Annotated in this window: 24 protein-coding genes and 2 pseudogenes; 10 read left to right on the top strand and 16 right to left on the bottom strand. The window is 33.7% G+C overall.

The features are described 5' to 3' along the window. Nucleotides 1–73: 73 nt before the first annotated feature. From ACE939_RS05220 to rpsF, 5 genes are all read right to left on the bottom strand, one after another. Nucleotides 74–559 carry a DUF6495 family protein gene (locus tag ACE939_RS05220; protein ID WP_378187761.1) on the bottom strand — a complete coding sequence of 162 codons (486 nt, stop codon included), beginning with the start codon at nt 557–559 and terminating at the stop codon, nt 74–76. An 84-nt stretch (nt 560–643) separates the two neighbouring features. Continuing rightward, entirely contained in the window at nt 644–3,796 is a 3,153-nt protein-coding gene (locus tag ACE939_RS05215; protein ID WP_378187760.1) for a carboxypeptidase regulatory-like domain-containing protein, read from the bottom strand. 99 nt (nt 3,797–3,895) lie between these two features. Further along, nucleotides 3,896–4,345 carry a 50S ribosomal protein L9 gene (rplI, locus tag ACE939_RS05210; protein WP_378187758.1) on the bottom strand — a complete coding sequence of 150 codons (450 nt, stop codon included), beginning with the start codon at nt 4,343–4,345 and terminating at the stop codon, nt 3,896–3,898. A gap of 16 nt (nt 4,346–4,361) precedes the next feature. After that, a complete protein-coding gene (gene rpsR / locus ACE939_RS05205; protein ID WP_148783354.1) occupies nt 4,362–4,658 on the bottom strand; it encodes a 30S ribosomal protein S18 in 297 nt (98 codons plus the stop codon). Then, nucleotides 4,633–5,001 carry a 30S ribosomal protein S6 gene (gene rpsF, locus ACE939_RS05200; RefSeq protein WP_378187757.1) on the bottom strand — a complete coding sequence of 123 codons (369 nt, stop codon included), beginning with the start codon at nt 4,999–5,001 and terminating at the stop codon, nt 4,633–4,635. The genes rpsR and rpsF overlap by 26 nt, the downstream gene beginning before the upstream one ends. A 163-nt stretch (nt 5,002–5,164) precedes the next feature. On the opposite strand from rpsF, the gene ACE939_RS05195 reads away from it, so the two are divergent. Beyond that, nucleotides 5,165–5,872, top strand: a complete 708-nt coding sequence (locus ACE939_RS05195; RefSeq protein WP_378187756.1) for a LytR/AlgR family response regulator transcription factor — start codon at nt 5,165–5,167, stop codon at nt 5,870–5,872. A gap of 54 nt (nt 5,873–5,926) precedes the next feature. Here the strand turns inward: ACE939_RS05195 and priA are convergent, their stop codons facing one another. The 6 genes from priA to nadC all read right to left on the bottom strand — a co-directional run bounded on the left by priA (nt 5,927) and on the right by nadC (nt 12,055). After that, nucleotides 5,927–8,380, bottom strand: a complete 2,454-nt coding sequence (priA, locus tag ACE939_RS05190; protein ID WP_378187755.1) for a primosomal protein N' — start codon at nt 8,378–8,380, stop codon at nt 5,927–5,929. A gap of 95 nt (nt 8,381–8,475) precedes the next feature. Then, nucleotides 8,476–8,898, bottom strand: a complete 423-nt coding sequence (locus ACE939_RS05185; RefSeq protein ID WP_378187754.1) for a DUF2147 domain-containing protein — start codon at nt 8,896–8,898, stop codon at nt 8,476–8,478. 109 nt (nt 8,899–9,007) lie between these two features. Then, on the bottom strand, nt 9,008–9,571 hold the full coding sequence (locus tag ACE939_RS05180) for a chalcone isomerase family protein (RefSeq protein WP_378187753.1): 564 nt from the start codon (nt 9,569–9,571) through the stop codon (nt 9,008–9,010). 118 nt (nt 9,572–9,689) lie between these two features. After that, the gene (locus ACE939_RS05175; protein ID WP_378187752.1) at nt 9,690–10,253 is read right to left on the bottom strand and encodes a chalcone isomerase family protein; all 564 of its coding nucleotides are present in this window, start codon (nt 10,251–10,253) and stop codon (nt 9,690–9,692) included. A gap of 19 nt (nt 10,254–10,272) precedes the next feature. After that, a complete protein-coding gene (locus tag ACE939_RS05170) occupies nt 10,273–11,190 on the bottom strand; it encodes a YihY/virulence factor BrkB family protein (RefSeq protein WP_378187751.1) in 918 nt (305 codons plus the stop codon). 7 nt (nt 11,191–11,197) lie between these two features. After that, nucleotides 11,198–12,055, bottom strand: coding sequence for a carboxylating nicotinate-nucleotide diphosphorylase (gene nadC / locus ACE939_RS05165; protein WP_378187750.1), 858 nt, complete (start codon nt 12,053–12,055; stop codon nt 11,198–11,200). A gap of 128 nt (nt 12,056–12,183) precedes the next feature. Here nadC and rlmH point away from each other — a divergent pair, with 128 nt between their 5' ends. The 6 genes from rlmH (at nt 12,184) to ACE939_RS05135 (ending at nt 16,263) form a co-directional block, all read left to right on the top strand. Next, a complete protein-coding gene (rlmH, locus tag ACE939_RS05160) occupies nt 12,184–12,657 on the top strand; it encodes a 23S rRNA (pseudouridine(1915)-N(3))-methyltransferase RlmH (RefSeq protein ID WP_378187748.1) in 474 nt (157 codons plus the stop codon). 32 nt (nt 12,658–12,689) lie between these two features. Further along, nucleotides 12,690–13,571, top strand: a complete 882-nt coding sequence (locus ACE939_RS05155; protein WP_378187747.1) for a prenyltransferase — start codon at nt 12,690–12,692, stop codon at nt 13,569–13,571. Between the two features lies 1 nt (nt 13,572). Beyond that, nucleotides 13,573–14,160: a Maf-like protein gene (locus ACE939_RS05150; RefSeq protein ID WP_378187746.1), complete on the top strand. Its 588-nt coding sequence runs from the start codon at nt 13,573–13,575 to the stop codon at nt 14,158–14,160. Between the two features lie 40 nt (nt 14,161–14,200). Further along, the gene (locus ACE939_RS05145) at nt 14,201–15,127 is read left to right on the top strand and encodes a septum formation inhibitor Maf (protein WP_378187745.1); all 927 of its coding nucleotides are present in this window, start codon (nt 14,201–14,203) and stop codon (nt 15,125–15,127) included. A 27-nt stretch (nt 15,128–15,154) separates the two neighbouring features. Then, a complete protein-coding gene (locus ACE939_RS05140; RefSeq protein WP_378187743.1) occupies nt 15,155–15,436 on the top strand; it encodes a 4a-hydroxytetrahydrobiopterin dehydratase in 282 nt (93 codons plus the stop codon). 110 nt (nt 15,437–15,546) lie between these two features. After that, entirely contained in the window at nt 15,547–16,263 is a 717-nt protein-coding gene (locus tag ACE939_RS05135) for a YebC/PmpR family DNA-binding transcriptional regulator (RefSeq protein WP_378187742.1), read from the top strand. Between the two features lie 72 nt (nt 16,264–16,335). Here the strand turns inward: ACE939_RS05135 and ACE939_RS05130 are convergent, their stop codons facing one another. From ACE939_RS05130 to ACE939_RS05115, 4 genes and pseudogenes are all read right to left on the bottom strand, one after another. Continuing rightward, a complete protein-coding gene (locus ACE939_RS05130; RefSeq protein ID WP_378187741.1) occupies nt 16,336–16,890 on the bottom strand; it encodes a 1-acyl-sn-glycerol-3-phosphate acyltransferase in 555 nt (184 codons plus the stop codon). A 28-nt stretch (nt 16,891–16,918) separates the two neighbouring features. Beyond that, nucleotides 16,919–17,956 (bottom strand): annotated as a pseudogene (locus tag ACE939_RS05125) (iron-containing alcohol dehydrogenase family protein); the annotation flags it as partial. A 93-nt stretch (nt 17,957–18,049) separates the two neighbouring features. Then, a pseudogene (kdsB, locus tag ACE939_RS05120) lies at nt 18,050–18,760 on the bottom strand (3-deoxy-manno-octulosonate cytidylyltransferase); the annotation flags it as partial. Between the two features lie 186 nt (nt 18,761–18,946). Beyond that, entirely contained in the window at nt 18,947–20,371 is a 1,425-nt protein-coding gene (locus ACE939_RS05115; RefSeq protein WP_378187740.1) for an ATP-dependent RecD-like DNA helicase, read from the bottom strand. A gap of 137 nt (nt 20,372–20,508) precedes the next feature. Between ACE939_RS05115 and ACE939_RS05110 the strand changes: the two genes are divergently transcribed. From ACE939_RS05110 to ACE939_RS05100, 3 genes are read left to right on the top strand one after another with little or no spacing between them, the layout of a single operon-like run. Then, complete coding sequence (locus ACE939_RS05110; protein ID WP_378187738.1) at nt 20,509–21,156, top strand: hypothetical protein; 648 nt, start codon at nt 20,509–20,511, stop codon at nt 21,154–21,156. Continuing rightward, entirely contained in the window at nt 21,137–21,955 is an 819-nt protein-coding gene (locus tag ACE939_RS05105) for a DUF3822 family protein (protein ID WP_378187737.1), read from the top strand. Before ACE939_RS05110 ends, ACE939_RS05105 begins: the two co-directional genes overlap by 20 nt. Nucleotides 21,956–21,958: 3 nt before the next feature. Next, nucleotides 21,959–22,495 carry an RsmD family RNA methyltransferase gene (locus ACE939_RS05100; RefSeq protein ID WP_378187736.1) on the top strand — a complete coding sequence of 179 codons (537 nt, stop codon included), beginning with the start codon at nt 21,959–21,961 and terminating at the stop codon, nt 22,493–22,495. 812 nt (nt 22,496–23,307) lie between these two features. On the opposite strand, the gene ACE939_RS05095 is transcribed toward ACE939_RS05100, so the two are convergent. Continuing rightward, a complete protein-coding gene (locus ACE939_RS05095) occupies nt 23,308–24,633 on the bottom strand; it encodes a hypothetical protein (protein WP_378187735.1) in 1,326 nt (441 codons plus the stop codon). Nucleotides 24,634–25,040 lie beyond the last annotated feature (407 nt).

Here is a 25,040-nt window from a genome sequence, read left to right as displayed (position 1 = left end):
TTCGGTTTTGCCGAAGATATAAATTTATAGTCTAAAATGGTAATTATCCCTAATTATCTACTAAGCACTTTGCTTAGTCATTATTTTTATGATCCATTATTTTTTCGAAATAGCGATACAAATCACCTTTTGTTATAGATGCACCTTGCTGAATGATCTTAAATTTATCCAAGTTTTTATCTTCGCTATAGGACTTAGTTGCATTATAAAACAGTACACTGTCATCTAATAAATTTTGTCGAAGCCAATCATAGCCTTCTTGTGTAGTTATGTCTATAGTGTTATTTTCAACTTTTATAGCAATTAATCGCATTTCATTAGGTAACAATTTAAAAAGATGTATTTGATCTTTTGAAAAATGTTCTAAGAACGTTGCTTTTTCCAACACCCCTTCCCATACCAAATCACTAAAAACATCAATCTCTTCTTCAGCAACTTCAGGACGGTTTGTTTTAATTTCTTTCCACTCCTCTGCAGTAATAGATTGTGTAGCCAGAAAATTTATAAATTCTGGATGTAATTCTTCTAATTGTTCTTTTGTTAATCTTGTATACTTCATGATACTACTTTTACTCATTTCAGTTAAAAATCCGTTCCCAAAGTATTGGGAACGGATTTTAATCCACACTTTAGTTAAATGTTTTTAGAAAATATATCTTAATCCTACTTGCGCTTGCCATCTAGATTGTAGCGAAGCATCATATCCAAAAGTTTCAGTTAAGTTAGGATCAAAAGTATAAGTTGGTTGATTAGCTTCATCTACAGTAACTCCCAAAATTTGGACATTGTTAGGCTGTTGTACTAATCCCCAATCAGAGTTGATCATATTACCTACATTAAGAATATCTACGCTCAATTGAATTGTATTGGTACGTTCTCCTAGGTTGATATTGAAATCTTGTAAAAACTTAAAATCGATTTTGTTTCTCCACGGAGCTAACGCAGCATAACGCTCTGCATACTCACCACGATTATCACTTAAATACTCATCTTGTCTAATGTATTGTTCAAAAGCTGCTGCTTGTCCAGGACCACTAAAGTTCATTTGTTGAACTTCAGATGCAGTAGGAATATAGATTAGATCATTAACTGTAGAGGCTAAAAAAGTCGGGGTAGCATCCTTATTTATATCACCTGCATAAGTATAATTAAAACGACCACCTTCAGCAAACTCAGCAAATCCCGAAATAGTTGTTGCATATTTACCATCACCATAGCTCCATTTTTTAGAAGCTACCGCAATAATACGATGACGATCTCCATATTTAGAATTAGCCAACACATCATTGTTTACGTTACCCAAGGCTGGATTAAACGCAAAGGCATCTCCAGTAATTTCTGCTTCAATCGAGTTCACATCTTTAGAGTCCAAATAACTATAGGCAACGCTTGCATATAAATTATTTTTAAAGTTTTTTGCTGCTTTAAAAGAAGCACTTATCACTCTTCCTTTGCTTGAATTGGTCAAGACGTATGCGTTATTCACACCCCTATCGGCATCTCCATAAATTAGTCGATTGTCAACACCCTGTAATCTATCAGTAGGAGTTCTCAACCCCCAATTTTGTACGTGGGCTGCGTTAATATCTTCAGTATACGAAAAATCTCCGGTTAAAATTATGCCATTTTTTAGTTTATAGTCTGTACCAAAACTAGATCTCCATACTTGAGGAAATTGAAAATTTGGATCTACCAACTGAAAAAAACCATCGTCTGCTCCACTCACTTGATTTCCTATCCATACAAAAGGTAAACGTCCAGTAAAAATACCTGTACCTCCTCGCAGCTGTAGTGTTTTATCACCTAAAACATCGTAATTAAATCCTAAGCGAGGTGATAATAACAAACGATCTGTTGGTAACGTAGTAGAACTCAAATTCACTTCGCTTCTCGTCTGAGGGTTAAAATAAGTAAGACTCTCATCTCGACTGGCACCATTATCTGTATCTATATATTTCTGAATCAGGTCAGACGTATCAAAATATAAAGGCTTATCCACTCGCAGTCCATAACTAAGTTTAAAATCCTCGGTTAAATTCCACTCTTCCTGCAAGTAAACCGCTAGTTGACCAACATTTAACTCTGCCAATTTCCATCCTCCATCATTACCCTCACCTGCCGCATTATTATTTATAAATGCATTCTGAGCATCTATAAAATCCGTTCGTATTTGTCCATTAGGATCATTAACTTCATCTATAAAATCCTGAACATTATCAGATGTTGGAAAGAAAACTCCACGGCCACCATACCCGGCTAAGTTGAAAGAATTCTTAAATCGAAACATTTCAAAAGAAGCTCCTGCTGTAATTGTATGATCCCCAATAAAAATGGTCAAGTTATTAGTTGCCTGAATCACTTTTTGATCTAATTTATTATTAATGGAGAAAGGCTCGTGTCCAGCAATGATATAATTGGATCTACTTCCATCTTGTATTGTAATCGTTGGAGCTGGACTTGATAACGGATTTCTAAAATCATCAAAATGTGTATAGCCTGCTTGAAATTTATTAGAAACTCTATTTGAAAAAGTAGAATTTACCTCTAATTGAAACGAGTTAATACGGTTATTAATTTCATATCCAGAATTTTCAAATTGTAATGTTTGAAAATTTGGTCCCCTAATACCTAAAGCTGTTGGATGTGCTGGCTTTTCCTTCGAAGCCGTTAAGAAATTATAAATTAGCGCTGCACGGTGCTTATCATTGATATTCCAATCTAATTTAAAAATTCCCTTTGTAGATTCAGAATCATAAGTGAACCCTCTAAATGCACCTGGATCGTAACCTAAAGATTGTAATGCATTGCTCACTGCTATTAAATCAGATTCTAACACTCTAGACTCATTTACTGCGCCACTGTTTGTATTTGGAACCCAAGATGACCCTAAATCTGTTCTTTGATCTCTCTCTGCATTAGCAAAAAAGAATAACTTATTTTTGATAATTGGTCCCCCAATACTAAAACCATATTGTATTTGCTCTAAATCTGCTTTAAAAACTTCATTTCCTTTTACTTCGCCGCCCGTTAGGTCTTCATTTCTAAAGAAACCGTATGCTGTACCTTTAAATTCATTTGTACCACTCTTGGTAACCGCATTTACAGAAGCTCCTGTAAAACCAGATAAGGTAACGTCATAAGGTGCGGTAGAAACTTGGATTTGCTCTATGGCATCTAGCGATATGGGTTGAGAATCTGTTTGCCCACCAGGTGTGGCTGCATCCAATCCAAATGGATTATTAAAAACTGCACCGTCTAGACTAAAATTATTATACTGATCATTGCGACCTCCAAAAGAATTACCGCTAGCAGTTGGCTCTAATCGTGTAAAATCTGCAGCAGATCTAGAAATAGTTGGTAAGGTAGTTAACTCACGTCGTCCAACACTTGTTTCTGCACCCGTACGTTCGCTACTAAAGGTTGCATTTTTATTAGACGTGATGACAACCTCTTCTAATTGGTTACTATCTTCTACCAAATAAATATCAAAGTTAGAAGTCTCACCTAATTGAAGATATACATCAGTTATAGTTTGCTTTTGAAACCCTATATAACTAACTGTAATTTGATATGGACCTCCAACACGCATATTGATGAGATTAAATCTCCCATCAAAGTTAGTAACACCGCCATAGTTAGTCCCCGTAGGCATGTGTTGTACAGTAATATTGGCGCCAGGTAAAAGTTGCTTAGCATTATCGTAAACAACACCCGATATATTGGACGTAGTTACCTGCGCACTTAGCGTCGTAACAATTCCAAATAACAAAACAAATAAAATGATCCCCTTCTTCATGTGAAAAATTAATAAATTAAATAATAGCCTATAATTAAAACACAAAAAATCGCTCTAACGAGCGATTTTTTGATATGTGATTTTGATATTTCAAGTAATTTATGCTTGAGGAATTACTTCAAAAGCTACCGATGTTATTACAGCTCTATGCAATCGCACAGCAGCTTCATATTGACCAAGTCGTTTTATAGTACCCCCTGGTATGGTAATAAATTTCTTTTCTATATCTATTCCTTCTTTTGCAAAAGCTTCTGCAACATCAGCGTTAGAAATAGATCCAAACAATTTATCTCCTCCACCAACTTTTGCAGTTAGTTTTACTTCAAGATTTCCTAATTTTTTAGCAATTTTCTCTGCTTCTTCAACTTCTTTCTTTTCTTTAAATGCACGTTGCTTTAACGTTTCAGAAAGTACTTTTCTTGATGAAGGAGTAGCTAAAACAGCCAAACCTTGAGGTATTAAATAGTTACGACCATAACCATTTTTCACTTCTACTATATCGTCAACGAATCCTAGATTCTCAACGTCTTTCTTTAATATAAGTTCCATAATGTTATGACGATTTTTATTTTAATAAATCTCCAACATAAGGCATTAATGCCAAATGACGAGCTCTTTTTACTGCTACACTTACTTTACGCTGATATTTCAAAGAAGTACCAGTTAATCTACGAGGTAAAAGTTTACCTTGTTCATTTACAAAAGCCATTAAAAAGTCTGGATCTTTATAATCGATATACTTGATACCAGATTTTTTGAAACGACAATATTTTTTAGCTTTTGTTGTATCTATATTAAGAGGAGTAAGATATCTAATTTCTCCGTCCTTCTTTCCTTTAGCTTGTTGTTCTATAGATGCCATACGAATTACGCTTTTTGTTTGTTTCTATTTCTTCTTTTTCAGCCCAAGCAATTGCATGCTTGTCTAGACGTACAGTCAAATAACGCATTACACGCTCATCTCTTCTATACTCAACTTCCAGAGTATTGATAGCCTCACCTGGTACAGTATATTCAAATAAGTGATAAAAACCACTTTTCTTGTGTTGAATAGCGTAAGCAAGCTTTTTAAGCCCCCAGTCCTCTTTTGATATCATCTTGGCGCCGTTAGAAATAAGAATATCTTCGTACTTCTTAACTGTTTCCTTTATCTGTTCATCAGATAAAACGGGATTCAAGATGAAAACAGTTTCATAATGATTCATAAAAATATGTTTTAATTAATTTGCTGCAAAAGTAAGGTTATTTTTAATATATTCAAACAATTTTTGCACTTCGATGAAACACTCTTTTTATCGGTTAAATGCGAGAATTGTTTGCCCAAATAAGATATATTGCTTAATATTGTATTGAAATTAACTAAGACAAGTGGAACAAACCCAATTAAAATGCGCTGTTGTAGACGACTCGCGCCTTCAGAGACTTGCTATCGTTAAACTGATAGATGAACATCCTTCACTAGAATTGGTAGCAGAATGGAACAATGCTATCGAAACAAAAAATGGTTTATTAGATATAACTGTAGACCTTTTGTTTCTTGATATTGAAATGCCTATTCTAACTGGTTTCGATCTACTTGATGATTTAGAAAACAAACCTCATATAATATTTGTTACAGGTAAAACAAAGTATGCCTTTAAAGCTTTTGATTATGATGCGGTGGATTACTTGCGTAAACCTTTAAAAAAGGATCGTTTTAATGCAGCTGTAGAAAAAGCTTTAAGTATGACTCGTATCAATACTGAGCAAGCTGTGGTCGAAGATGATGATTATATTTTTGTAAAAAGCAATCTTAAAAAGCGTAAAATTTATTTGAGTCAACTAAAATATGTTGAAGCTCTTGGTGATTACGTTAAACTCATCATGGAAGACGGTGATCCAATCGTCGTACTTGCAACTATGAAATCATTTGAAGCAGAGTTACCTAGTGAACGATTTTTAAGAATTCACAAATCGTATATTGTAAATTTGGATAAGGTAGAACGGTACAATTCTAGAAATATCGAAATTGCTGATGAGAAAATACCTTTAAGTAGACATAAAAAGCATTCACTTATAGAAGCTTTAAACGGTTAATTTTTTTTTAGCCTAATTCAACTATATTTAATATACTTTTGCTTAATAGTAATATTAGTATACGTCTACATTTATAATTAAACGTACTCCAGAGAATTCTTTGATGCTTTGAAAGGTTATCAGTACTTTTTGAAGTACACTTTTAGTTTTTTGTAGAGATTGACCCGATGGGATTTTTATCAAAACATGTTTATGATACTGATTTCTTATTCTTGCTATTGGTGGAAACTCGGGACCTAAAACATTTTCTTTAAATATAGTCGTTAACGATGTTCCCAACCACTGCATACTGGTATTAACACGATTATAATCTTTATGTCTAGCTGTAATTTTAATAAGTCTATAAAACGGGGGATACTTATATTGTTTACGTTCTTCTATTTGATCGCGATACATATTACTATAATCATTGACTGTCACTTGCTGTAATATCTGATGATATGGATTGTAGGTTTGAATAAGTACTTTTCCCCTTTGCTTAGTTCTTCCTGCCCTACCCGCTACTTGTTGAATTAATTGAAAACTTCTTTCATAAGCCCTGAAGTCAGGAAAATTAAGTAAGTTATCGGCGTTCATAATACCAACTAATTGTACTTTTCTAAAATCCAAACCTTTGGATAGCATTTGCGTTCCCACCAAAACATCTATTTCTTCTTGTTCAAAACGTGTAATAATTTTTTGGTAGCCATGTTTACCTCTGGTAGTATCTTGATCCATTCTGGCAATGACACGCTCGGGAAATACTTCTTGTAATTCTTTTTCTATTTGCTCGGTTCCAAAGCCTTTTGTAGATAATTCTGAACTGCCACATGCTAAACATTGCAGTAGCATTGCCATATGATAGCCACAATAATGACATCGCAATTGATTTTTGAAATTATGAAATGTGAGACTCACATCACAATTGGGACATTGTGGAGAATGCCCACAGGTATTACATTCAACCACGGGTGAATACCCTCGTCTATTTTGAAATAAAATGACTTGAAATCCATCGTTTAATGTATGTTCTATTGCATTAATTAGTGTATCACTAAAATGCCCTGTCATTTGTTTTTTCTTATATTTGACTTTTAGATCTACTAAGTTCATTTCTGGCATTAAAACATCCCCATACCTTCTATCCAAGATAACCAAGCCATATTTTTGCTGTAAAGCATTATAATATGTTTCTATTGAAGGAGTTGCAGAACCCAATACTATTTTAGCTTTAAAAATTTGCCCTATAACAATAGCTGTGTCCCTAGCGTGATATCGTGGTGCTGGATCATGCTGTTTAAAACTGGTTTCATGCTCCTCATCTACTATAATTAATCCAAGATCTGCAAAGGGCAAAAATATAGATGAGCGTGCACCAATTATCACTTTTGCCTTTTCGGAATTATTCTTCACATTATGCCAAACTTCTATGCGCTCGTGAACTGTAAATTTGGAATGGTAAACACTTAAAGAAGTACCAAAAAAGTTTTGTAATCTAGTTATTAATTGAGTTGTTAAGGCTATTTCTGGTAGTAGATATAGTACTTGTTTTCCTTTAGCTAATTCTTCTTTTATTAATTTTACATATACCTCGGTTTTCCCAGATGATGTAACTCCATGAAGTAAACAAACCGATTTAGTTGTAAACTCTTTTTTGATTGCTTCAAAAGCTTGATTTTGTGATGCGCTTAGTTTTTTAATTGATTTTTGATCTTCTTCCTCATAGGATATTCTATCTTGACGTAACTCATAAATATCTAAAACTTCTTTTTTTACTAAGCTTTTTACAACCGTAACTGTTGTACTCGCTTTCTGCAATAATTCTTTTAATTTTATTGGTTTGTTGGTTTTTGCTGTAAGAGAAAATAAATTTAAAATAATTTCTCGTTGCTTAGGAGCCGTAGACAGTTGATCCAGCAAATTCCTAAGTATTGTTTCGTCCTCATATTTACTTTGTAAACGAACAAATTTTACAAGTTTTGGCTTATATTGTTCATACATTTCTTCTTTTATAAGCACCACCCCCTTTTCTATTAAACCATTAATCAAAGGAAGTACCGTTTTTTTACCTGTAATTTTTACAATTTCATCAATTTTGAGCAAACTTTGATACTGTAATGCTTCATAAATCAAAAATTCATTATCGTTTAATTCTTTTTCGTCACCAATAAATTTATCGTTTTTTAGCACTAGCGTCTCACTTTCTAATAAAAAAGCACTAGGCAGCGCAGCACGCATCACTTCGCCTGGAGCGCACATATAATATTCGGCAATCCATTTCCATAATTTCAATTGTTTCTCTGTGACGATAGGTTTATCATCCAAAATATGTTCAATCTCTTTGGCTTCATAAACCTGCGGAGCATTATTATGTTTACTAACCACGAGGGCTGCATAGATTTTACTTTTACCAAATTGCACGCCTACACGCATACCTAATTTCAAAAAATTAAACTCTTTTTGTGAAACTTGATACGTAAAATTATTAGAAACGGGAATAGGGAGAATTACATCAACAAAAAATAACATACGCAGGTAAAAAAGATTTATTAACCATCTTATTGGTAAAGGTAGGTAGCTTTGTTAAAATTTAAAACCTTTGAGCAAAAAGATTTAGTATAGTATTATAATCGTTGCCATTGCTGTGTTCTGTAGAAAAAGGCTATATAACCACGAACATTTAAGATGGTTGGATCTTCCTCATCAATCCAAAGTTTACAACGATAGGTTTTACCATTTTCGGGATCAGTAATTGTACCATCCTCATAGGTACTGCCGTCTTTTTTCATGCCTTTAATAATTTCCAGACCTTCTATTGGTTTATTATAGTCGCTTCCACTACAATAAATACAAGTCTTTGAGCGGTCAGATTCTTTTAAAACACGATCAATTTTTCCATATAACTGATCTCCTTTTTTATAAATTTCAACAATAGATCTTGCCTGACCTGATTGATCATCAATAGTTCTCCATTTTCCTATGATAGAAGATTGTGAAGTCGCGGTAAGGATTGTTAGAAAAAAGAAAATGAATGTTTTATAATGCATCGTATTGAAGTTGTTTTATATTTAAAGGGAAAAGATACTGAAATATCAAAATATAAAAAACGATCTAAAGTAAATTAGATCGTTTTAAACTTTATAAATTATATAGCGTTTATTGTAAACCTAGCATTCCGTTTTTAACACCCTCGCTAGCAGGCTCATCTCCTAACCATATTTTAAACAACGCATATTTAAAATCTCTTCCTTCTACGACTCCAAGTTCTTTCCCATTCTTATACGCTTTTACACCTACATCTTTGAAATAAACTAAATCAAAAACATCGTTCTTGACGATCGCTTCATTAAAGAATTTTATAAACTTATTGATTCTATCTTCCAGAGGTTTTGTATTACCAAAGGTTGCTTTCTCAAAACCTTCTTGTACTGCTTTGATCATTTTTTCTTGCGTTACAAAACCAGATACGATGTTTAATTTAATTGACATGGTTTCATCCAAATCTAAAACAACTTTGGGATCCTTCGTCTTGTTTTGCAAATAGAGTCCTCCAGCGTATAGATCAATCCATAGCATTTCACGCATACCTGCCCCATTTAATTTAAGGGTTACATCGCCCCTTGTTTCTTCATAAGGCAAAATAGCTTTTCCGATTTTAATTTGTGCTGTAGCATTTGATAATGATACCAATGCAACAATCAAAAGAGTAATTTTTTTCATACTAATTTTAAATTTATTGGGGGTATTATACAAAATGTTTAAACAGATATACGAGAATCGGAGCTACGACAGATGCTTATAATCAACTAGGTTTAGGTGACTAAGCAGCATAAAGGGGTTAAAAAACTCCCAAAAGTTCAGCTTTCAAACCTTTGTCTGCTGGTTTTTGTCCGATCCATATATCAAATAATGCTTTTTTAAAATCTAATCCTTCCACAAAACCTTTTTCTTGTCCATTTTTATAAATGACGCTTCCTTTTCCTTGTTCATAAACCAGATCATAAGTCTGCCCCACCTCTATCTCATCTGATACGAAACCAACAAATTTGTCTATTCTCGCATCTAATGCTTTGGTATTACTGTTCGTTGCTCTATCAAACCCCTCTCTTAAAGCATCTTCCATTTTACTGCGCGACATCATACCTGATAAGATATATAATTTAATCGCCATAGTCTCATCAGCGCTCGCGATACTTGCAGCTGATTTATTCTTTTTCTTAACGTAGAGTGCTCCTGCATAAATATCAAAAAAGAATTTTTCACGGAGTCCTGCTCCGTTCATAACTAATTCTTCATTATTAAAAGTTACTTTTTCGGGTAATGTGGCGTCACCAACGCTAATTTGTGCATTGGTATAAGTAAAGGATAAAAATAAAACTAAAAGGATAGTAACTTTTTTCATGTTTAAGTATATATAAATATTAAAAATTCTTACGTAATTTAATCAAAGATGCGTTAAGCTCAAAACCTAGAAGTAAAAGATTTGCATTAAGCCATATATAAATCATCAAAATCAACATAGCACCAATAGAGCCGTATAGCTGATTATAGTTGGAAAAGTTATCGATATACACACCAAATAAATAGGTTGTAATAATGATAAGTATTGTTGTTAAAAATGCACCTGGAGAAAAGAATCTATTCATTTTTCCTTCGGTAGTTCCATAATAAAACAGTGTGGCTATGATCAAAAAAATCATGCTCACTAATAAAGAGTACTTACCAATCGTCAACCAAAATAATGTATCGTTTACCATTCCTAATCTACTTAAATTATCTACCATATAGGTTAGATAAAGTGTTCCTACTACAGTAACTAACAACAATAATGCCACTATTAAAGATACTCCTAAAGCAACTAAATACTGTCTTACAAAACTACGATTCAATGTAACATGATATGAATATTCAAATCCAGAAAAAACAGCATTAATTCCATTTGTCATTAAAAAAAGAGAAAGTATAAATACCGTAGATAACAACCCTCCTCTTGGATTGGAAGCTATATCATCAAAAATACTTTTAAAAAATATAGCAGACTGTCTTGGTAATGCTCCATTGATAAATTCAAACAGATTTTCCTGAAAATTTTCAATCTGTAAATAAGGAATCAGGTTTAAAAGAAAAAGTAAAAATGGGAATAGCGACAAAAAAAAACTCCATGAGATAGCACTAGCTCGTGCAGAAAATGTCCCTTTTAAAATTCCTAAAAAGTAAATTTCAAAAAGGTCATAGAGTGATAATCCTTCAAAACCAGGAAGAATAATCTTTTTACCTGTTTTGACCAAAAAATTGATTCCCGGTAATTTTTCTAATCTATCTTCTACAGTTTTTGACATATGTTATTTATACAGCTTTCAAACTAAGGTCTAGATTGTATACCGAATGAGTTAGCGCCCCACTACTAATAAAATCGACTCCGCATTCTGCATATTTACGAATCGTCTTTTCATTAATACCTCCACTCGATTCTGTCAAACACCTATTGCCAATTAGTTTTACTGCCTTTTTTGTATCCTCATAATTAAAGTTGTCAATTAAAATCCTATAGACGCCATCAGACTTTAAAATTGTTTCAATTTCATCTAAATCTCTGGCCTCTACAATAATTTTGAGATCTAGATTTTTTTCTTGTAGATATGCTTTAGTTAAAGCTATTGCCTTTGTTATTCCTCCAGCAAAATCAATATGATTGTCTTTTAACATTATCATATCATACAATGCAAATCTATGATTAACACCCCCACCTATAGTAACGGCCCATTTTTCTAAGGCTCTAATACCAGGTGTAGTTTTGCGTGTATCTAGAATCTTAGTTTTTGTTCCTTCTAATAAAGATACGAATGCGTTAGTTTTTGTTGCAATAGCACTCATACGTTGCATAGCATTCAAAACTAAACGCTCTGATTTTAAGATTGATTGTGAACTACCACTTACATAAAAAGCTACATCACCATACGCAATTTTGGATCCATCTTGTAGTAATACTTCTACATTGAGTGTAGGATCAACATATTTAAAAACTTGTTTCGCAAACTCAACGCCCGCAAGAATACCTTCGTCCTTTACCAGCAGTTTGGCTCTTCCCTTGGCAGATTCTGGGATACACGCCAAAGAACTATGATCCCCCTCACCAACATCCTCTCTTATAGCATTACTAATGATTAATTGGATTTCTTTCTCAAATTGCGCTTTGCTAATCATAATGAATAGTTATTTTTGCTAAAGTAAAAAAAGATACGAACAGTAGCTGCGCTCTAATGCGTGTTTTTCATAATATTTACGATACCATAAGTTTCATATAAATAATCGATTATTGCTTAAAAGACAGTATGCAAATTAAAATTTTGGCCATCGGCAAGACAGATGATACAGCATTAAACCAATTAATATCAGAGTATATAAAACGTTTAGGGTTTTATGTAAAGTTTTCTTTGGAGATCATTCCTGATCTTAAAAAAGTAAAAAATTTGAGCGAAACTCAACAAAAGGATAAAGAAGGACTATTGTTGCTAGATAAAGTAACATCTAGTGATACATTGATTCTTTTGGATGAAGGTGGTAAAAGTTACAGTTCCATAGCATTTTCAGGATATTTGCAAAAGCATATGAATAGCGGCATCAAACAACTTGTTTTTATTATAGGCGGCCCTTATGGTTTTAGTAATGCTATTTATGAGAGAGCCAACGGTAAACTCTCATTATCCAAAATGACTTTTTCTCATCAAATGATTCGTTTATTCTTTATTGAACAAATTTACCGAGCTTTTACAATTTTAAAAAACGAGCCTTATCATCATAGGTAATATACCAACAACCCCCTACTTAAATAAACATCATGAGAGACTACTTAAAATTATTAAATGTTAAAAATTTACTTCTTATCGCGTTAGTTCAAATAGTAGTAAAATTTGGGTTATTCGAGCCTTTTGGGGTGGCTATTACACTTAATAAATATGGTTTTTTGCTCTTACTTATAGCTACGTTATCGATTGCTGCTGGTGGTAACGCACTATTATTTCAATCTTCGAGCTACAAAACCCCTGTATTTTCAGAACATTTGAGTAACCGATTATTTATACTCCTTAACGTTATAGGCGTTGGACTCGGTTTTTATTTAGCCAACATTGTAGGTAAACCCGGATTTGCTGCTATTTTTATTATTGCTTCTGGGGTTCTATATAGTTATAGTATTTACTTAAGAACCATTGCTATCGCCAATTTATTAGTAGTAGGCTTTTTAAGTATGCTACCCATACTTATTATTGGAATTTTTGATTTAATTCCAGTTTTAAACTCTACAAATCAGGCTTTACAACGGGTAATGTTTTCTATATTGTTTGATTACGCAATTTTTGGATTTTTTATTGTAGTTATAAGACAAATGATCGTTGGTTGTACCACGATGGATTTAGATCATCGTGCTGGTGTCGCAACTGTATCTATCCTATTGGGTAGAGATCGTACACTAAAGATAGTTGGCGTACTTACCTTATTTCCTATAGCAGGTATAATTTACTATTTGTATACCTATCTTTTTTCTAATACACTTGCCGTTTTTTTAATACTATTAACCTTAATAGCTCCCTTATTATATGTTATGATTAAAGCTTGGCTAATCGAATCCAAAAAAGGTTTAGAACAATTGGTTTGGATCTTAACATATATTCTTCTTATGACTATTCTTTCGTTATTTGTTTACCAATTTATTATTTTATAATATGCTACAACAACTTTTAAATAATCATTCAATCATTCTTGCTTCTGGATCTCCAAGAAGACAACAGTTTTTTAAAGAGCTTGCTATTGATTATAAAATTGACGTAAGAGAGGTTGAAGAGGTTTACCCTAATCATCTTAAACGTGAAGAAATATCTAATTATCTGGCTGCATTAAAAGCGAAAGCATTTAATCATATAGCCAAAAATGAAATTGTAATCACGAGTGATACTATTGTTTGGCATAACGAAATAGCCCTAGGAAAACCTAAAAATTTGGATGAAGCAAAGCAAATGCTACGATCCATGTCCAATCAAACCCATGAGGTGATTACTTCGGTATGTTTTAAAACGATTAACACGGTTCGCACTATTCATCACGCTACTCAGGTTACTTTTAAAAAACTAACCGAACAAGAAATCGACTACTATGTAAATACGTATAAACCCCTTGATAAAGCAGGTGCCTACGGAATACAAGAATGGATTGGGCTTGTAGGAATCACCTCGATAACCGGAAGTTTTTTTACGGTTATGGGATTACCAACCCATATGGTTTATGAAACGTTAATTGAACTTGCCAAATCCTAAGATTATCGTATTTTGAAATTCAATTCTTAACTCTATACACATGCGAGTATCTACTCTACTCTGGATTGGTTTAATTTTGATGAGCTGTAATGACGGTTCAGCTATTAAAAATGAGAGCCAACTAGCTTCAATAACTCCTCAAAATAGCTCTTTAAGGGAGGAAAAACCTCTTACTACGAAATTTAAAGACTATTGGTATGCAGGTGAGGCCGAAATAACTTCTTATAGCTTAAACCAAGTTCGCTATGGCGAACTCCGTAAAGGATCTGCCGTGCTGATATATGTTACCGAGGATTTCTTACCCGACATTCAAGTCAAAGCTAATCAAAAAAAACCCTCGAATATATCGGTTTTAAAACTTAATGCTACCAAAAAATTTACTACTGGCATTTATCCATATGCTATCATGCAGAGTACGTTTTATCCTGTAGCTAATAATCAACATGCACTTAAAGTTACTAGCTCTATACAAGAATGGTGTGGTCAAGTATATGCACAATTAAATTCTAAAGAAAAGTTTGATATTATATCACATTCCTATTTTCAAGGAGAAGGCGATCAAGCATATCAAATAGAAAAAACATTGTTAGAAAATGAACTATGGACCAAGTTACGTATCGATCCTATGAGCCTACCCCAAGGCACAAGACAAATAGTTCCATCCTTTGAATACTGTAGATTGTTTCACAAAGAGATTAAAGCATATACAGCGACAACCCATTTAAAACAGGAAGATAGCTTAACAACATATACACTATCCTATCCAGAACTTAAAAGAAGCTTATCCATTACTTTTGATACTAAATTTCCACATCAAATAGATTCATGGACTGAGCATTACAGCTTAGATGATTCACCTACCAAATTAGTTACTAGTGCCAAACGCATTAAAACTATCAAATCTGATTATTGGAGTAAAAACAGTACTCAATATAACGGATTACGTGATACACTTAAACTAAACTGATTATAATAATTAATTATATACATAAGGATGACTGAATTAGAAATAAAAAATGCTTTAAAAGATTTAAAAGAATGGGAATATCATGAAAATGCTATTCATACCACTTTTGAGTTTAACGATTTTAAAGATGCTTTCTCTGTAATGACGCGTATTGCTTTTGAAGCAGAAGCGCAAAACCACCACCCCGACTGGTCCAATGTCTATAACAAGTTAATGATCACCCTCACAACCCATGATGCTAATGGTGTTACCGAAAAAGATATCATTTTAGCAAAGACTATTGATCAAATTATTGAAGGGGATGAATAAGAGTAGTATTCATTTTTAAAGACGCAATAGGCATAGTTAAAATCATTGATAAGCGCTTGTTAAAAAACAGCATTCTGCTTATGTTTGTAGTACTAATTAAAATTTAGCATATGGGAAGAGCTTTTGAATTTAGAAAAGCACGAAAAATGAAACGTTGGTCTGCTATGGCAAAAGCGTTTACACGTATTGGAAAAGATATTGTAATGGCTGTCAAAGAAGGTGGTCCAGATCCTGATTCTAATTCAAAATTACGTGCTGTCATTCAAAATGCCAAGGCAGTAAATATGCCAAAGGATAATGTTGAACGCGCTATCAAAAGAGCTTCTGATAAAGATCAAGGAGATTATAAAGAAGTGCTTTTTGAAGGGTATGCACCCCATGGCATTGCTATTTTAGTTGAAACTGCTACCGATAATAATAATCGTACTGTAGCAAACATACGTTCGTATTTTAACAAATGTGATGGCAATTTGGGTACCTCTGGCTCTGTAGAGTTTATGTTTGATCATACGTGTAACTTTAGAGTTGCGGCCGATGGTATCGATCCAGAAGAATTAGAATTAGAATTTATTGATTTTGGTGCTGAAGAAGTTTTTAAGGATGATGATGGTATCTTAATTTATGCTCCGTTTGAAAGTTTTGGAGCGATCCAAAAAGAACTAGAGCGCAGGGAGATTGAGATATTATCTTCTGGTTTTGAGAGAATTCCGCAAGTGACTAAAAAATTAACTGAGGAACAAGTCGCGGATGTAGAAAAGCTTCTTGAAAAAATAGAAGAGGACGAAGATGTTCAAAATGTGTATCACACAATGGAAGAATCAGCATAACAACACATGCTATAAAATAAAAAGCGCAGAATCCAATTGATTCTGCGCTTTTTTTATTTTTTAAAATCAATATTAATTTGGATCAAAACTATAAGCCTTTACTTTTCCTTGAACCCCTTCAAAAAATTTATACATCAAAGCCAAATCTTCTTCCATATCATCAGTTGGGTAAAATGGTTTGGATATATGATTTTGTTTTTTTTCAAAGTCAAAGGTAACCATAATGATGGGTACATTTGCAGCTTTGGCAATAAAGTAAAAACCCGTTTTCCATTCTGTTACTTTTTTTCGGGTCCCCTCTGGTGCCAAGGTCAAACGAAGCTCATCACGCTTCTCAAATTCTTTTGCGATGGCTTCTACCTTATTTTGTCCGGGTGTTCGATCCAATGCAATCCCTCCTACTTTTCTAAAATATACTCCCAGTGGCCATCTAAATAATTCTTTTTTGGCCATAAAACTAATTTTTATTCCGCAGATCTGCCGCAATAAAAGACCTATATAAAAATCATGCCAACTGGTATGTGGTACTGCAATAACGACACATTTTTTTACAGTATCTGCACTAAAATCACCTATAATCTTCCAGCCCAATATTTTATGGTAAATAAATGAAGAAACTTTTTTCATAGACTTTTATTCTTCCGTTTTACTAAACTTATAATTTACGATATATGGCTTTTAGTACATTTGCATCAACTTTATCCTTCCAGTTCAATCCCAACGCATTTTCCCATAAGGGATCAAGACTCAAGGCTACTTGGGTCATTGTATCTAATTGTTCTTCGGTAACATTTGCACAAACACCAGTGGGTAAATTGATATTATGAACAGCTTTCATTTCTTTAAATAGCGCAACACCTTCAGGATAATACGCTTCTAATTTATCAAAAACAATACAGTTCCCAATTCCGTGTTTAGTACCTAAAACATAAGCCAACCCGTAACTCATAGCATGTGCGACACCTACTTGAGAATAGGCAATGCTCATTCCTCCATGCCATGAGGCCATCATTAATTTTGCATCTGCTTCATTTTTATCCAATGTTCCATTTAAAAAAATTTCTTTGCACAAATCCAGTGCCTTCTCTCCATAACTTTGGCTAAAAGCATTGAGATATGTACCATTTAATGATTCGACACAGTGAATATAACAATCCATACCTGTATAAAACCATTGATCCTTAGGAACATCTCTAATTAATTCGGGATCCAATATTACTTGATCAAAAGGCGTATAATCAGAATTTATACCTAATTTACGTTCGGGACCTGTAAGTACTGTAGTACGAGATACCTCGGCTCCTGTGCCCGAAATTGTTGGAACACCAACATGATAAACAGCTTTATTCTTAACTAAATCCCAGCCTTGATAATCTGCTGCACTTCCAGGATTTGCTAGCATGATGGATACGGCCTTTGCCAAATCTAACACCGATCCACCACCAATACCAATAATACCACTTGGCAATATATATTTTTCTTTAATTTCTTGAACTAAGGCATCTACTTGTGAGGTTTTAGGTTCTTCTTTTGTAGATACATATATAATTTTATCGCCATTGCCTAGGGCTAAACGATCTGCTATCTGCGCTGTATTATTCTCAAAAACATTATCTATCAAAAATACAAAAGGAGACAACCCTTTGCGTTCGTTGGATAAAATAGTATCGATTTGTTCAAAAGATCCGTTTCCGAAAACAACGCGTGGCACCATCGGAAAGTTCTTATGAACTGCTGTATTCGCACTGGGTTTGGTTTTAATAGTAGTACTCAAAAGATTTTCTTTTTTAATAATTCGTTTTGCTTTTTCTAAATCTTCTGGGGTATCAATTTCTACACCTTCATGATGTGTAATAACCATTTTTATATTCTTACCATACTCCAAGTAACGAATACACTCTACTTTTTCGGCAGCTTCAAGAGTTCGCATAGGAAGGTTATAAAAATCCAAAATAGCTTTTTTTCTAAAGGCATAAATACCTTTATGCTTATAATATGTTGTGTTTACATCTTTATCTCTGGGATATGGAATGGGTGCTCTTGAAAAGTACAAGGCATAATTATCTTTATCAACAATAACTTTTACACTATTGGGATTAAGAATATCATCCCAATCTGTCATGGGTTTCATTACACTGGCCAGATCGATTCTATCTGCGTCATCTTCATAAAAAACATTGAGTACTTTTTCTAGACTTTCACGATCTGTAAAAGGTTCATCCCCCTGTACATTTACAACAATATCTATGTCCATATCTGCTACAGCCTCTGCAATACGATCACTACCGCATTCATGCTCTTTAATACTCATAATGGCATCACCTCCATTAGAGGTTATTTCGTCATAAATGATTGTACTATCTGTAACCACATACACTGCTTCAAAGAGATCCGATTGAACAGCTGCTTGATAGGTTCGCAGAATAACAGAGGTTCCCTCCAAGTCTTTCATTAATTTTCCCGGGAAACGGGTAGCCGCAAACCTAGCCGGAATCATGGCGATGGTTCTAAGTTTATTTTTGTTCACAAGTTTTGCTTTTTGTACTGTCAAAAATAAGTTATTTATTCGAGTAATTTAGGCTTTAATCCTTTGTTTCTAGTAATTGAACGGTTCTATATAGTTGTATACTTAGTTAAAATCTTACGGCGATTTATGTGGTTCTCAAACTACGTACGCTTTTAGTTATTCTATAAAAGACTCATTTTTAAATCCAATTAAAAATAGTTTTTGCTTTGCGCGAGTAACTGCTGTATATAACCATCGCAAATAATCTTTGGTTACACCATCTGGTAAATATGGTTGTTCTATAAATACTTGATCCCATTGTCCACCTTGAGATTTATGACAAGTAACTGCATAAGAAAATTTTACCTGTAGCCCGTTATAAAATTTATTGTTCTTGACACCCATAAATTTCTTATACTTTGAGGTTTCATGAGCATAATCCTTGAGTACTTCTTGATACAATCGGTTGGATTCGTCATACGATAGTGACGGTGTTTCTGTGATTAAGGTATCTAATATAAGGACAGTCTCAAATGGTTTTTGATCTGGATAATCCACCATACTTACCTGTACCTCTGCAAAACGAAAACCGTATAGCTCTTTAATAGCAAAAATTTCTAAAATTTTAATGATATCACCGTTAGCAATAAAACCAGCTTCACTTTTGGTATCCAACCAAAAATAATTGTTCTTTACCACCATTAAATAATCTCCCGCAGACAATTCTTCTTCTTGAAAAAGTATTCGTGTTCTAATTTGCTGATTATAAAGATTGGCTCTTTTGTTGGATCGTAAAATAATAACAGACTCTTCATGACCCGAATTTGCATAAGCATCATTAAGCGCGTCCATAATCTCATGCCCATCGACCAATCGTACAATATCAGGAAAACCGCCTATCTCAAATTGAAATGAATCAAAAAACCCTTCGTTAATAGCTTCTCTCAAACGTGTTGCATTCATTAAAATACCACTATCCTCTGCTTGGCGAACCACTTCGTCTAATTCTATTTGTGTTACCTCTTTATTAAAACCTAGTGATAAGGTATCTGGATCCAACGCTGGGCTCACCTCTAGTTTAACAGGTGGTAACTGCGCAGTATCGCCTATAAACAATATCTTACAATTATGGCCAGCATATACATATTGCATCAAATCATCTAACAAAGAGCCATTTTCAAAAAGTTTACTATCGGTAGCCGTATCAGAGATCATCGATGCCTCGTCAATAATAAAAAGAGTATTACGACTCTTATTTTGTTTTAGCTGAAAAGCTAATGCCCCATTTCCAGACTTTTTTGGATAATAAATGGCACGGTGGATCGTTTGGGCTTGCTTACCAGAATAGTTGCTAATTACCTTTGCAGCACGACCAGTTGGCGCCAATAAAATGGCATTTAACTTTGCTTTCCATAAATTTTTGACAACTGTACCGATTAAAGTTGTTTTTCCCGTTCCTGCATAACCTTTTAATAAAAATAGCTCATCTCTTGTACCACTTAGTAAGAATGAAGATAATTTTTGAAGAACAATATCCTGTTTTAGAGTGGGTTCGAAAGGGAAATCGTTAATTAATTCTTGATAAAATTCTGTTTCCCGCATTGAATAATTATGAGTGATCGTTTCTTGTTTCAATTAATAATTCAAAGATACTAATGATTTTTTGGCTATAAACTTTTACGATTGAAAAAAAATTGTAGATTTGCGTATACACTAATGTTTAAAAGCTATATCATAAAATGAAAATTGTTATTCAATTAGTTCTATGGGTGGTTATCGGATTTTTAGGATACTTGGTATTCAATTCGATAAATGGTCCTGTAAAGTTCAATAAAATTAAACAGGCGAGATACGCTAAAGCAATTGAAAATCTTAAAGATATTCGAAATGCTGAATTGGCTCATAAAACTGTTGTTGGTAAGTTCCAGAAAGATCCTGCCAAATTAATCGCTTTTGTAGACACAGCCAAATTTACGTTAACACAACGAAGAGATTCAAGTTTTATTCGTTACAACAAAGTATTACGTATTGATGAGCCTAAAGATACTGTAGTGATAGATACCTTAGGGTACGCTTCTGTTAAAGATTCTTTATTTGGTGGTACAGATCGTTACAAAAACATGATGAAAGTTCCTGTTGAAGGTACCGATGCAATGTATGAGCTTGATGCTGGATATCTTAACAAAAATGGCTTAAACATAGCAGTTTTTGAAGCTAAGGTTTCCAAAGATGTTTTATTGCATGATCAAGATAGAGATCTAGTTCTTCAAGAGAAAGAAGTACTTTCTGCTGATGGTGTGAATGGACCTTACTTATCGGTTGGTTCTATGGAAGATGTAAAAACTATTGGTAACTGGCCAAAGACCTATGGCGCAAACGATCAATAAGATAACAGACGATACTGTCTATATAGTGTCCATTCAGGTAAGCCTGAATGGACTTTCTTTTTGCATAAAAAATACCGAGAACGCGATAATACACGTTGTTTATAAGAATTTTGACATGCAACTATCTCCCGAGCTAGTTTTGGACAAAATCAAATTTTGTTTTGATACTTTGACAGAATTACAATACGATTTCAAAACTATCGAGGTGGTGTATCAAAATGATCTTTATACCCTTGTACCTTCGGCATTATTTGACGCAAACATGCTCAAAGAATATTTGAGTACCAATATAAAAGTGTTTGATAACGACTTTATTGCATATGATGAGTTGCCCTTGTGTGATATTGTGGTTGTTTATATTCCGTATGCAAATATCAATAATTACTTTTTTGAGAATTTTGGAAGTTTTACATATAAACACACTACATCGATTCTGGTAAATACGCTATCTCATGTTGAAAAACATAATATGAAGCAATCCATATATGTTCATATCAATAATGCATCATTTGATTGTATAGCCTTTGACCACAGCAAATTTTTGCTATGTAATACTTTTACTTCGCAAACAAAGGAAGATTTTTTGTATTACCTTATGTTTGTGGTCGAACAACTTGGTTTTAATCCAGAGGTATTTGATTTAATCTTTTTGGGTGATATTACATCAACACATCCTTATTATACGTTGGCTTATCAATACATTCGTAATATAAGTATTGGCTATCCACAAAATATCTCAAAAGAAGATAGTTCAAACACCGATCACTCCAATCGTTATTTCACTTTACTTAATTCTTAAATTATGCGTATTATCTCGGGAATACATAAAGGAAGACGTTTACAAGCACCAAAAAAATTACCTGTTCGCCCTACGACAGATATGTCAAAAGAAGCCTTGTTTAATATTATTAATAACACCTACAACTTCTCTCAACTTACAGTGTTGGACTTATTTGCTGGTACGGGTAATATTAGTTACGAATTTGGATCTCGGGGATCGCTAACTATTACTGCTGTTGATACTAACTATGGCTGTGTAGGCTATATAAAAAAAACAAGCGAAATATTAGAATTGCCTATCCATGCTATCAAAAGTGATGTTTATACCTATTTGGAAAAAGTAAAAACTAAAGTTAATTTGATTTTTGCGGATCCTCCATACGATTTTACTACCGAACAATTTTTGCGTATTGCCGACTTGGTGTTTCAAAATGAGCTTCTACTCGATAATGGCGTATTAATTATCGAACACTCCAAGCATACAGATCTTAGTACTTCTCCACATTTTAACCACGCTCGTAAATATGGTGGTTCTGTGTTTAGTTTTTTTGAGAAATAGGTTTCAAAGAAAATGTTTCTTTTATAAGTATTCATTATCTGGGTCTGCAAATCTTATCTCAATTAGTCCCAGATTAGCAGATAACAGGCTTGTTATCGCTGACTAATGGCATTTATCACAAAGGTGCATCAACAAACAGTCAATTTGTTGTTGTTGTTGTGATTTTACAATAGAATTGAATAGTATTTGTCAACCTATACTTGTATTAAGTTTGTAATCTATAAACTTTTTAAAGAAGAATAACACTATTGAACCCCCTCTTGGTAAGGGGGGGGTACCCCCTATCACCTACCCCCTTGACCCCTCGACCAAGTGATTCGATGTATGGTTTTGATAACTATCACCCCATAGCAAAAGGGCTATTTGCCCTAAAAGCAAAGGTCTGTGCCATACATTAAGGCCCTCAACCCCATTTGATACCTCCTTTTGAGTTCACAATAGGGGTTATAGACCTAGATATGAGGGCTCGAGTTAGTTAAAACATGGCTCGAGTTAGTTTGGAATCCCTACAAGAATAGTATAGAACAGTAGGAACCATAAAAGAAAGTAGCTGTTGTTAGTCTGCTACTAATACTAGCATTATTTACTATTCTATTTATGATCTGCAAAACGCTCCCTTACTTAATTACAAATTAGTGAGAGTAGCATTTGCTACAATGCCAGTATTTATTACAAATGATCTCTAGCTAGAGTAGCGTCTTACTACTTATATGCTCCAAACATACGAGTTTAGACGCCACTTATCTGTAAGCAGCGTCTATAAGTCTTTACCGTACTCAAAAATGGTTTTAACTTTAAAAAGTTACACTCATTTAAATTTTGTTTGCACAAACTAAGCTATTAGACACTATTCTTAACTGCGTAAAATCACTTTGTAAATAATAGGTTTCTTTGGTAATTGGCCATTCATTAGTATCAGTTATGATCTCAGCAAGGCGATCTGCTACTGGAGTTATTCCAAAACCTTCACTGTCTGGATACGTCATATTGGATGAATGATTAAAACTGAGTCCATGACTCGCCTCATGTATCATTACATAATAGCCTTTTCCTTCAAAATGACCATTTAGAGTAAAATTGTTTACACCAAATCTATTACCTCCACCAAGTCCTAATACAGAACCACCGTCCAAAACCTTAAGTGCACTATAATACTTACGATTAATTAATTGATCAAAAACTTCAATCTTTCTATCGTTTGACATTAGGGATTCATCATTTTCGGTAATAGGTTGATTCATAAAACCTTCTTTAAACTCTGGTCTTAATTGAAGGTATGCATAATTTATAAACATCGCCGTATATTTGCGGGCATCTATGGCCTTAATATCGTCTTGCTCATCGTCATTCGGATCATTTTCGGGATCAAAATCATAAAACTTGATACTCCAGTTTAATTGTCTAAAACTAAGTAGAGTTTGTATAATTTTATCATCTCCTGTAAAGTCGAGTTTAATTTGATCTGTAGGAATGCCATTCTCTATAAATTGGGTAAGATCTGTCGCTTCCCCTTTACTATCGAGATATAAAAAATCTCCCTTGAGAAATGGGTATTCGACAGTTTGAATAGCATGTGCCCGTAATTTATCAATCTTAAACAATGCTATGGGATTATCAAAACCTTGGATAGTAGCCATAACCGTTATATCTTTTAAATCCATGGGCGCAAAATTGGCAACTTCAATGGTTTTGGCATCCACAACTTGTAAACGTATCATATTACCAATAGAAAATCTTCTGGTCTCAGAAATTATGGTTTCCTGCTTTTCACCATCCTGAAACATAAGATCAGAGTTACTATCATTGTCAAACGAATATACAGCTATTCCTTTTTCTGATGTTTTGGAACACGCACCTAGGTGAATCCATTCGTCTCCATCTACTTCAAAAACTTGATCTTTATAGTTTACTTGGTCACCATCTTTATACACCGCAAATTGGTCCCAATTTGCTATTGTAGTACAATCTATTATATCAGTATTTTCAGTAAGTATAGCTTCATTTAATTGAGGTTCGCCAATATCAGATTGAACATCGTTGTTGTCATCTTTTTGACAACTAATTAAAATTAATAGACATGCTAGTACGGTGAGACTTCTTTGTCCCTTTCTTTTGATTTTACTTGTTAAAATTTTCATTATTTTGGGGTTTAGTTGATTACTATCGATGGATAACGGTTGAACTATTCTTATTATTGCACCAGTTTTTTAAGACCTTCTAATGAAATTCTATAGTTTACACCAAGTTCATTGATAATTTCATAAAATTTATTGAAATAGAAAAGTGTTCTCGTGTACTTGTTGTATGCGATCGCTACTAGTATCCTACAATAATATCACCATCTCATCCTTATACATTTTTATATACCTGTGACTATTCAAAATAATTTCTGAATTTTTTTAACGTGATTTACTAGTTCTAATCAAATATTTATAGCTATATTCATACACGGTAAATGCTAGAGCTTTAATCATTTATTAGCACCGCCTCACCTACCCCAACTACTATACATACGTATCGATCTATGCAATGGATATTATAGGAA

It is taken from the genome of Aquimarina rhodophyticola, from assembly GCF_042434915.1.
Taxonomy (GTDB): domain Bacteria; phylum Bacteroidota; class Bacteroidia; order Flavobacteriales; family Flavobacteriaceae; genus Aquimarina.
The sequence above is the reverse complement of the archived record's forward strand: the minus strand, read 5'-3'. Positions and strand labels throughout refer to the sequence as shown.

Coding starts and splice junctions, on each gene's coding strand:
- ACE939_RS05220 (WP_378187761.1), bottom strand. CDS start 559: ATGAAGTATACAAGATTAACAAAAGAACAATTAGAAGAATTACATCCA.
- ACE939_RS05215 (WP_378187760.1), bottom strand. CDS start 3,796: ATGAAGAAGGGGATCATTTTATTTGTTTTGTTATTTGGAATTGTTACG.
- rplI (WP_378187758.1), bottom strand. CDS start 4,345: ATGGAACTTATATTAAAGAAAGACGTTGAGAATCTAGGATTCGTTGAC.
- rpsR (WP_148783354.1), bottom strand. CDS start 4,658: ATGGCATCTATAGAACAACAAGCTAAAGGAAAGAAGGACGGAGAAATT.
- rpsF (WP_378187757.1), bottom strand. CDS start 5,001: ATGAATCATTATGAAACTGTTTTCATCTTGAATCCCGTTTTATCTGAT.
- priA (WP_378187755.1), bottom strand. CDS start 8,380: ATGTTATTTTTTGTTGATGTAATTCTCCCTATTCCCGTTTCTAATAAT.
- ACE939_RS05185 (WP_378187754.1), bottom strand. CDS start 8,898: ATGCATTATAAAACATTCATTTTCTTTTTTCTAACAATCCTTACCGCG.
- ACE939_RS05180 (WP_378187753.1), bottom strand. CDS start 9,571: ATGAAAAAAATTACTCTTTTGATTGTTGCATTGGTATCATTATCAAAT.
- ACE939_RS05175 (WP_378187752.1), bottom strand. CDS start 10,253: ATGAAAAAAGTTACTATCCTTTTAGTTTTATTTTTATCCTTTACTTAT.
- ACE939_RS05170 (WP_378187751.1), bottom strand. CDS start 11,190: ATGTCAAAAACTGTAGAAGATAGATTAGAAAAATTACCGGGAATCAAT.
- nadC (WP_378187750.1), bottom strand. CDS start 12,055: ATGATTAGCAAAGCGCAATTTGAGAAAGAAATCCAATTAATCATTAGT.
- rlmH (WP_378187748.1), top strand. CDS start 12,184: ATGCAAATTAAAATTTTGGCCATCGGCAAGACAGATGATACAGCATTA.
- ACE939_RS05155 (WP_378187747.1), top strand. CDS start 12,690: ATGAGAGACTACTTAAAATTATTAAATGTTAAAAATTTACTTCTTATC.
- ACE939_RS05150 (WP_378187746.1), top strand. CDS start 13,573: ATGCTACAACAACTTTTAAATAATCATTCAATCATTCTTGCTTCTGGA.
- ACE939_RS05145 (WP_378187745.1), top strand. CDS start 14,201: ATGCGAGTATCTACTCTACTCTGGATTGGTTTAATTTTGATGAGCTGT.
- ACE939_RS05140 (WP_378187743.1), top strand. CDS start 15,155: ATGACTGAATTAGAAATAAAAAATGCTTTAAAAGATTTAAAAGAATGG.
- ACE939_RS05135 (WP_378187742.1), top strand. CDS start 15,547: ATGGGAAGAGCTTTTGAATTTAGAAAAGCACGAAAAATGAAACGTTGG.
- ACE939_RS05130 (WP_378187741.1), bottom strand. CDS start 16,890: ATGAAAAAAGTTTCTTCATTTATTTACCATAAAATATTGGGCTGGAAG.
- ACE939_RS05115 (WP_378187740.1), bottom strand. CDS start 20,371: ATGCGGGAAACAGAATTTTATCAAGAATTAATTAACGATTTCCCTTTC.
- ACE939_RS05110 (WP_378187738.1), top strand. CDS start 20,509: ATGAAAATTGTTATTCAATTAGTTCTATGGGTGGTTATCGGATTTTTA.
- ACE939_RS05105 (WP_378187737.1), top strand. CDS start 21,137: ATGGCGCAAACGATCAATAAGATAACAGACGATACTGTCTATATAGTG.
- ACE939_RS05100 (WP_378187736.1), top strand. CDS start 21,959: ATGCGTATTATCTCGGGAATACATAAAGGAAGACGTTTACAAGCACCA.
- ACE939_RS05095 (WP_378187735.1), bottom strand. CDS start 24,633: ATGAAAATTTTAACAAGTAAAATCAAAAGAAAGGGACAAAGAAGTCTC.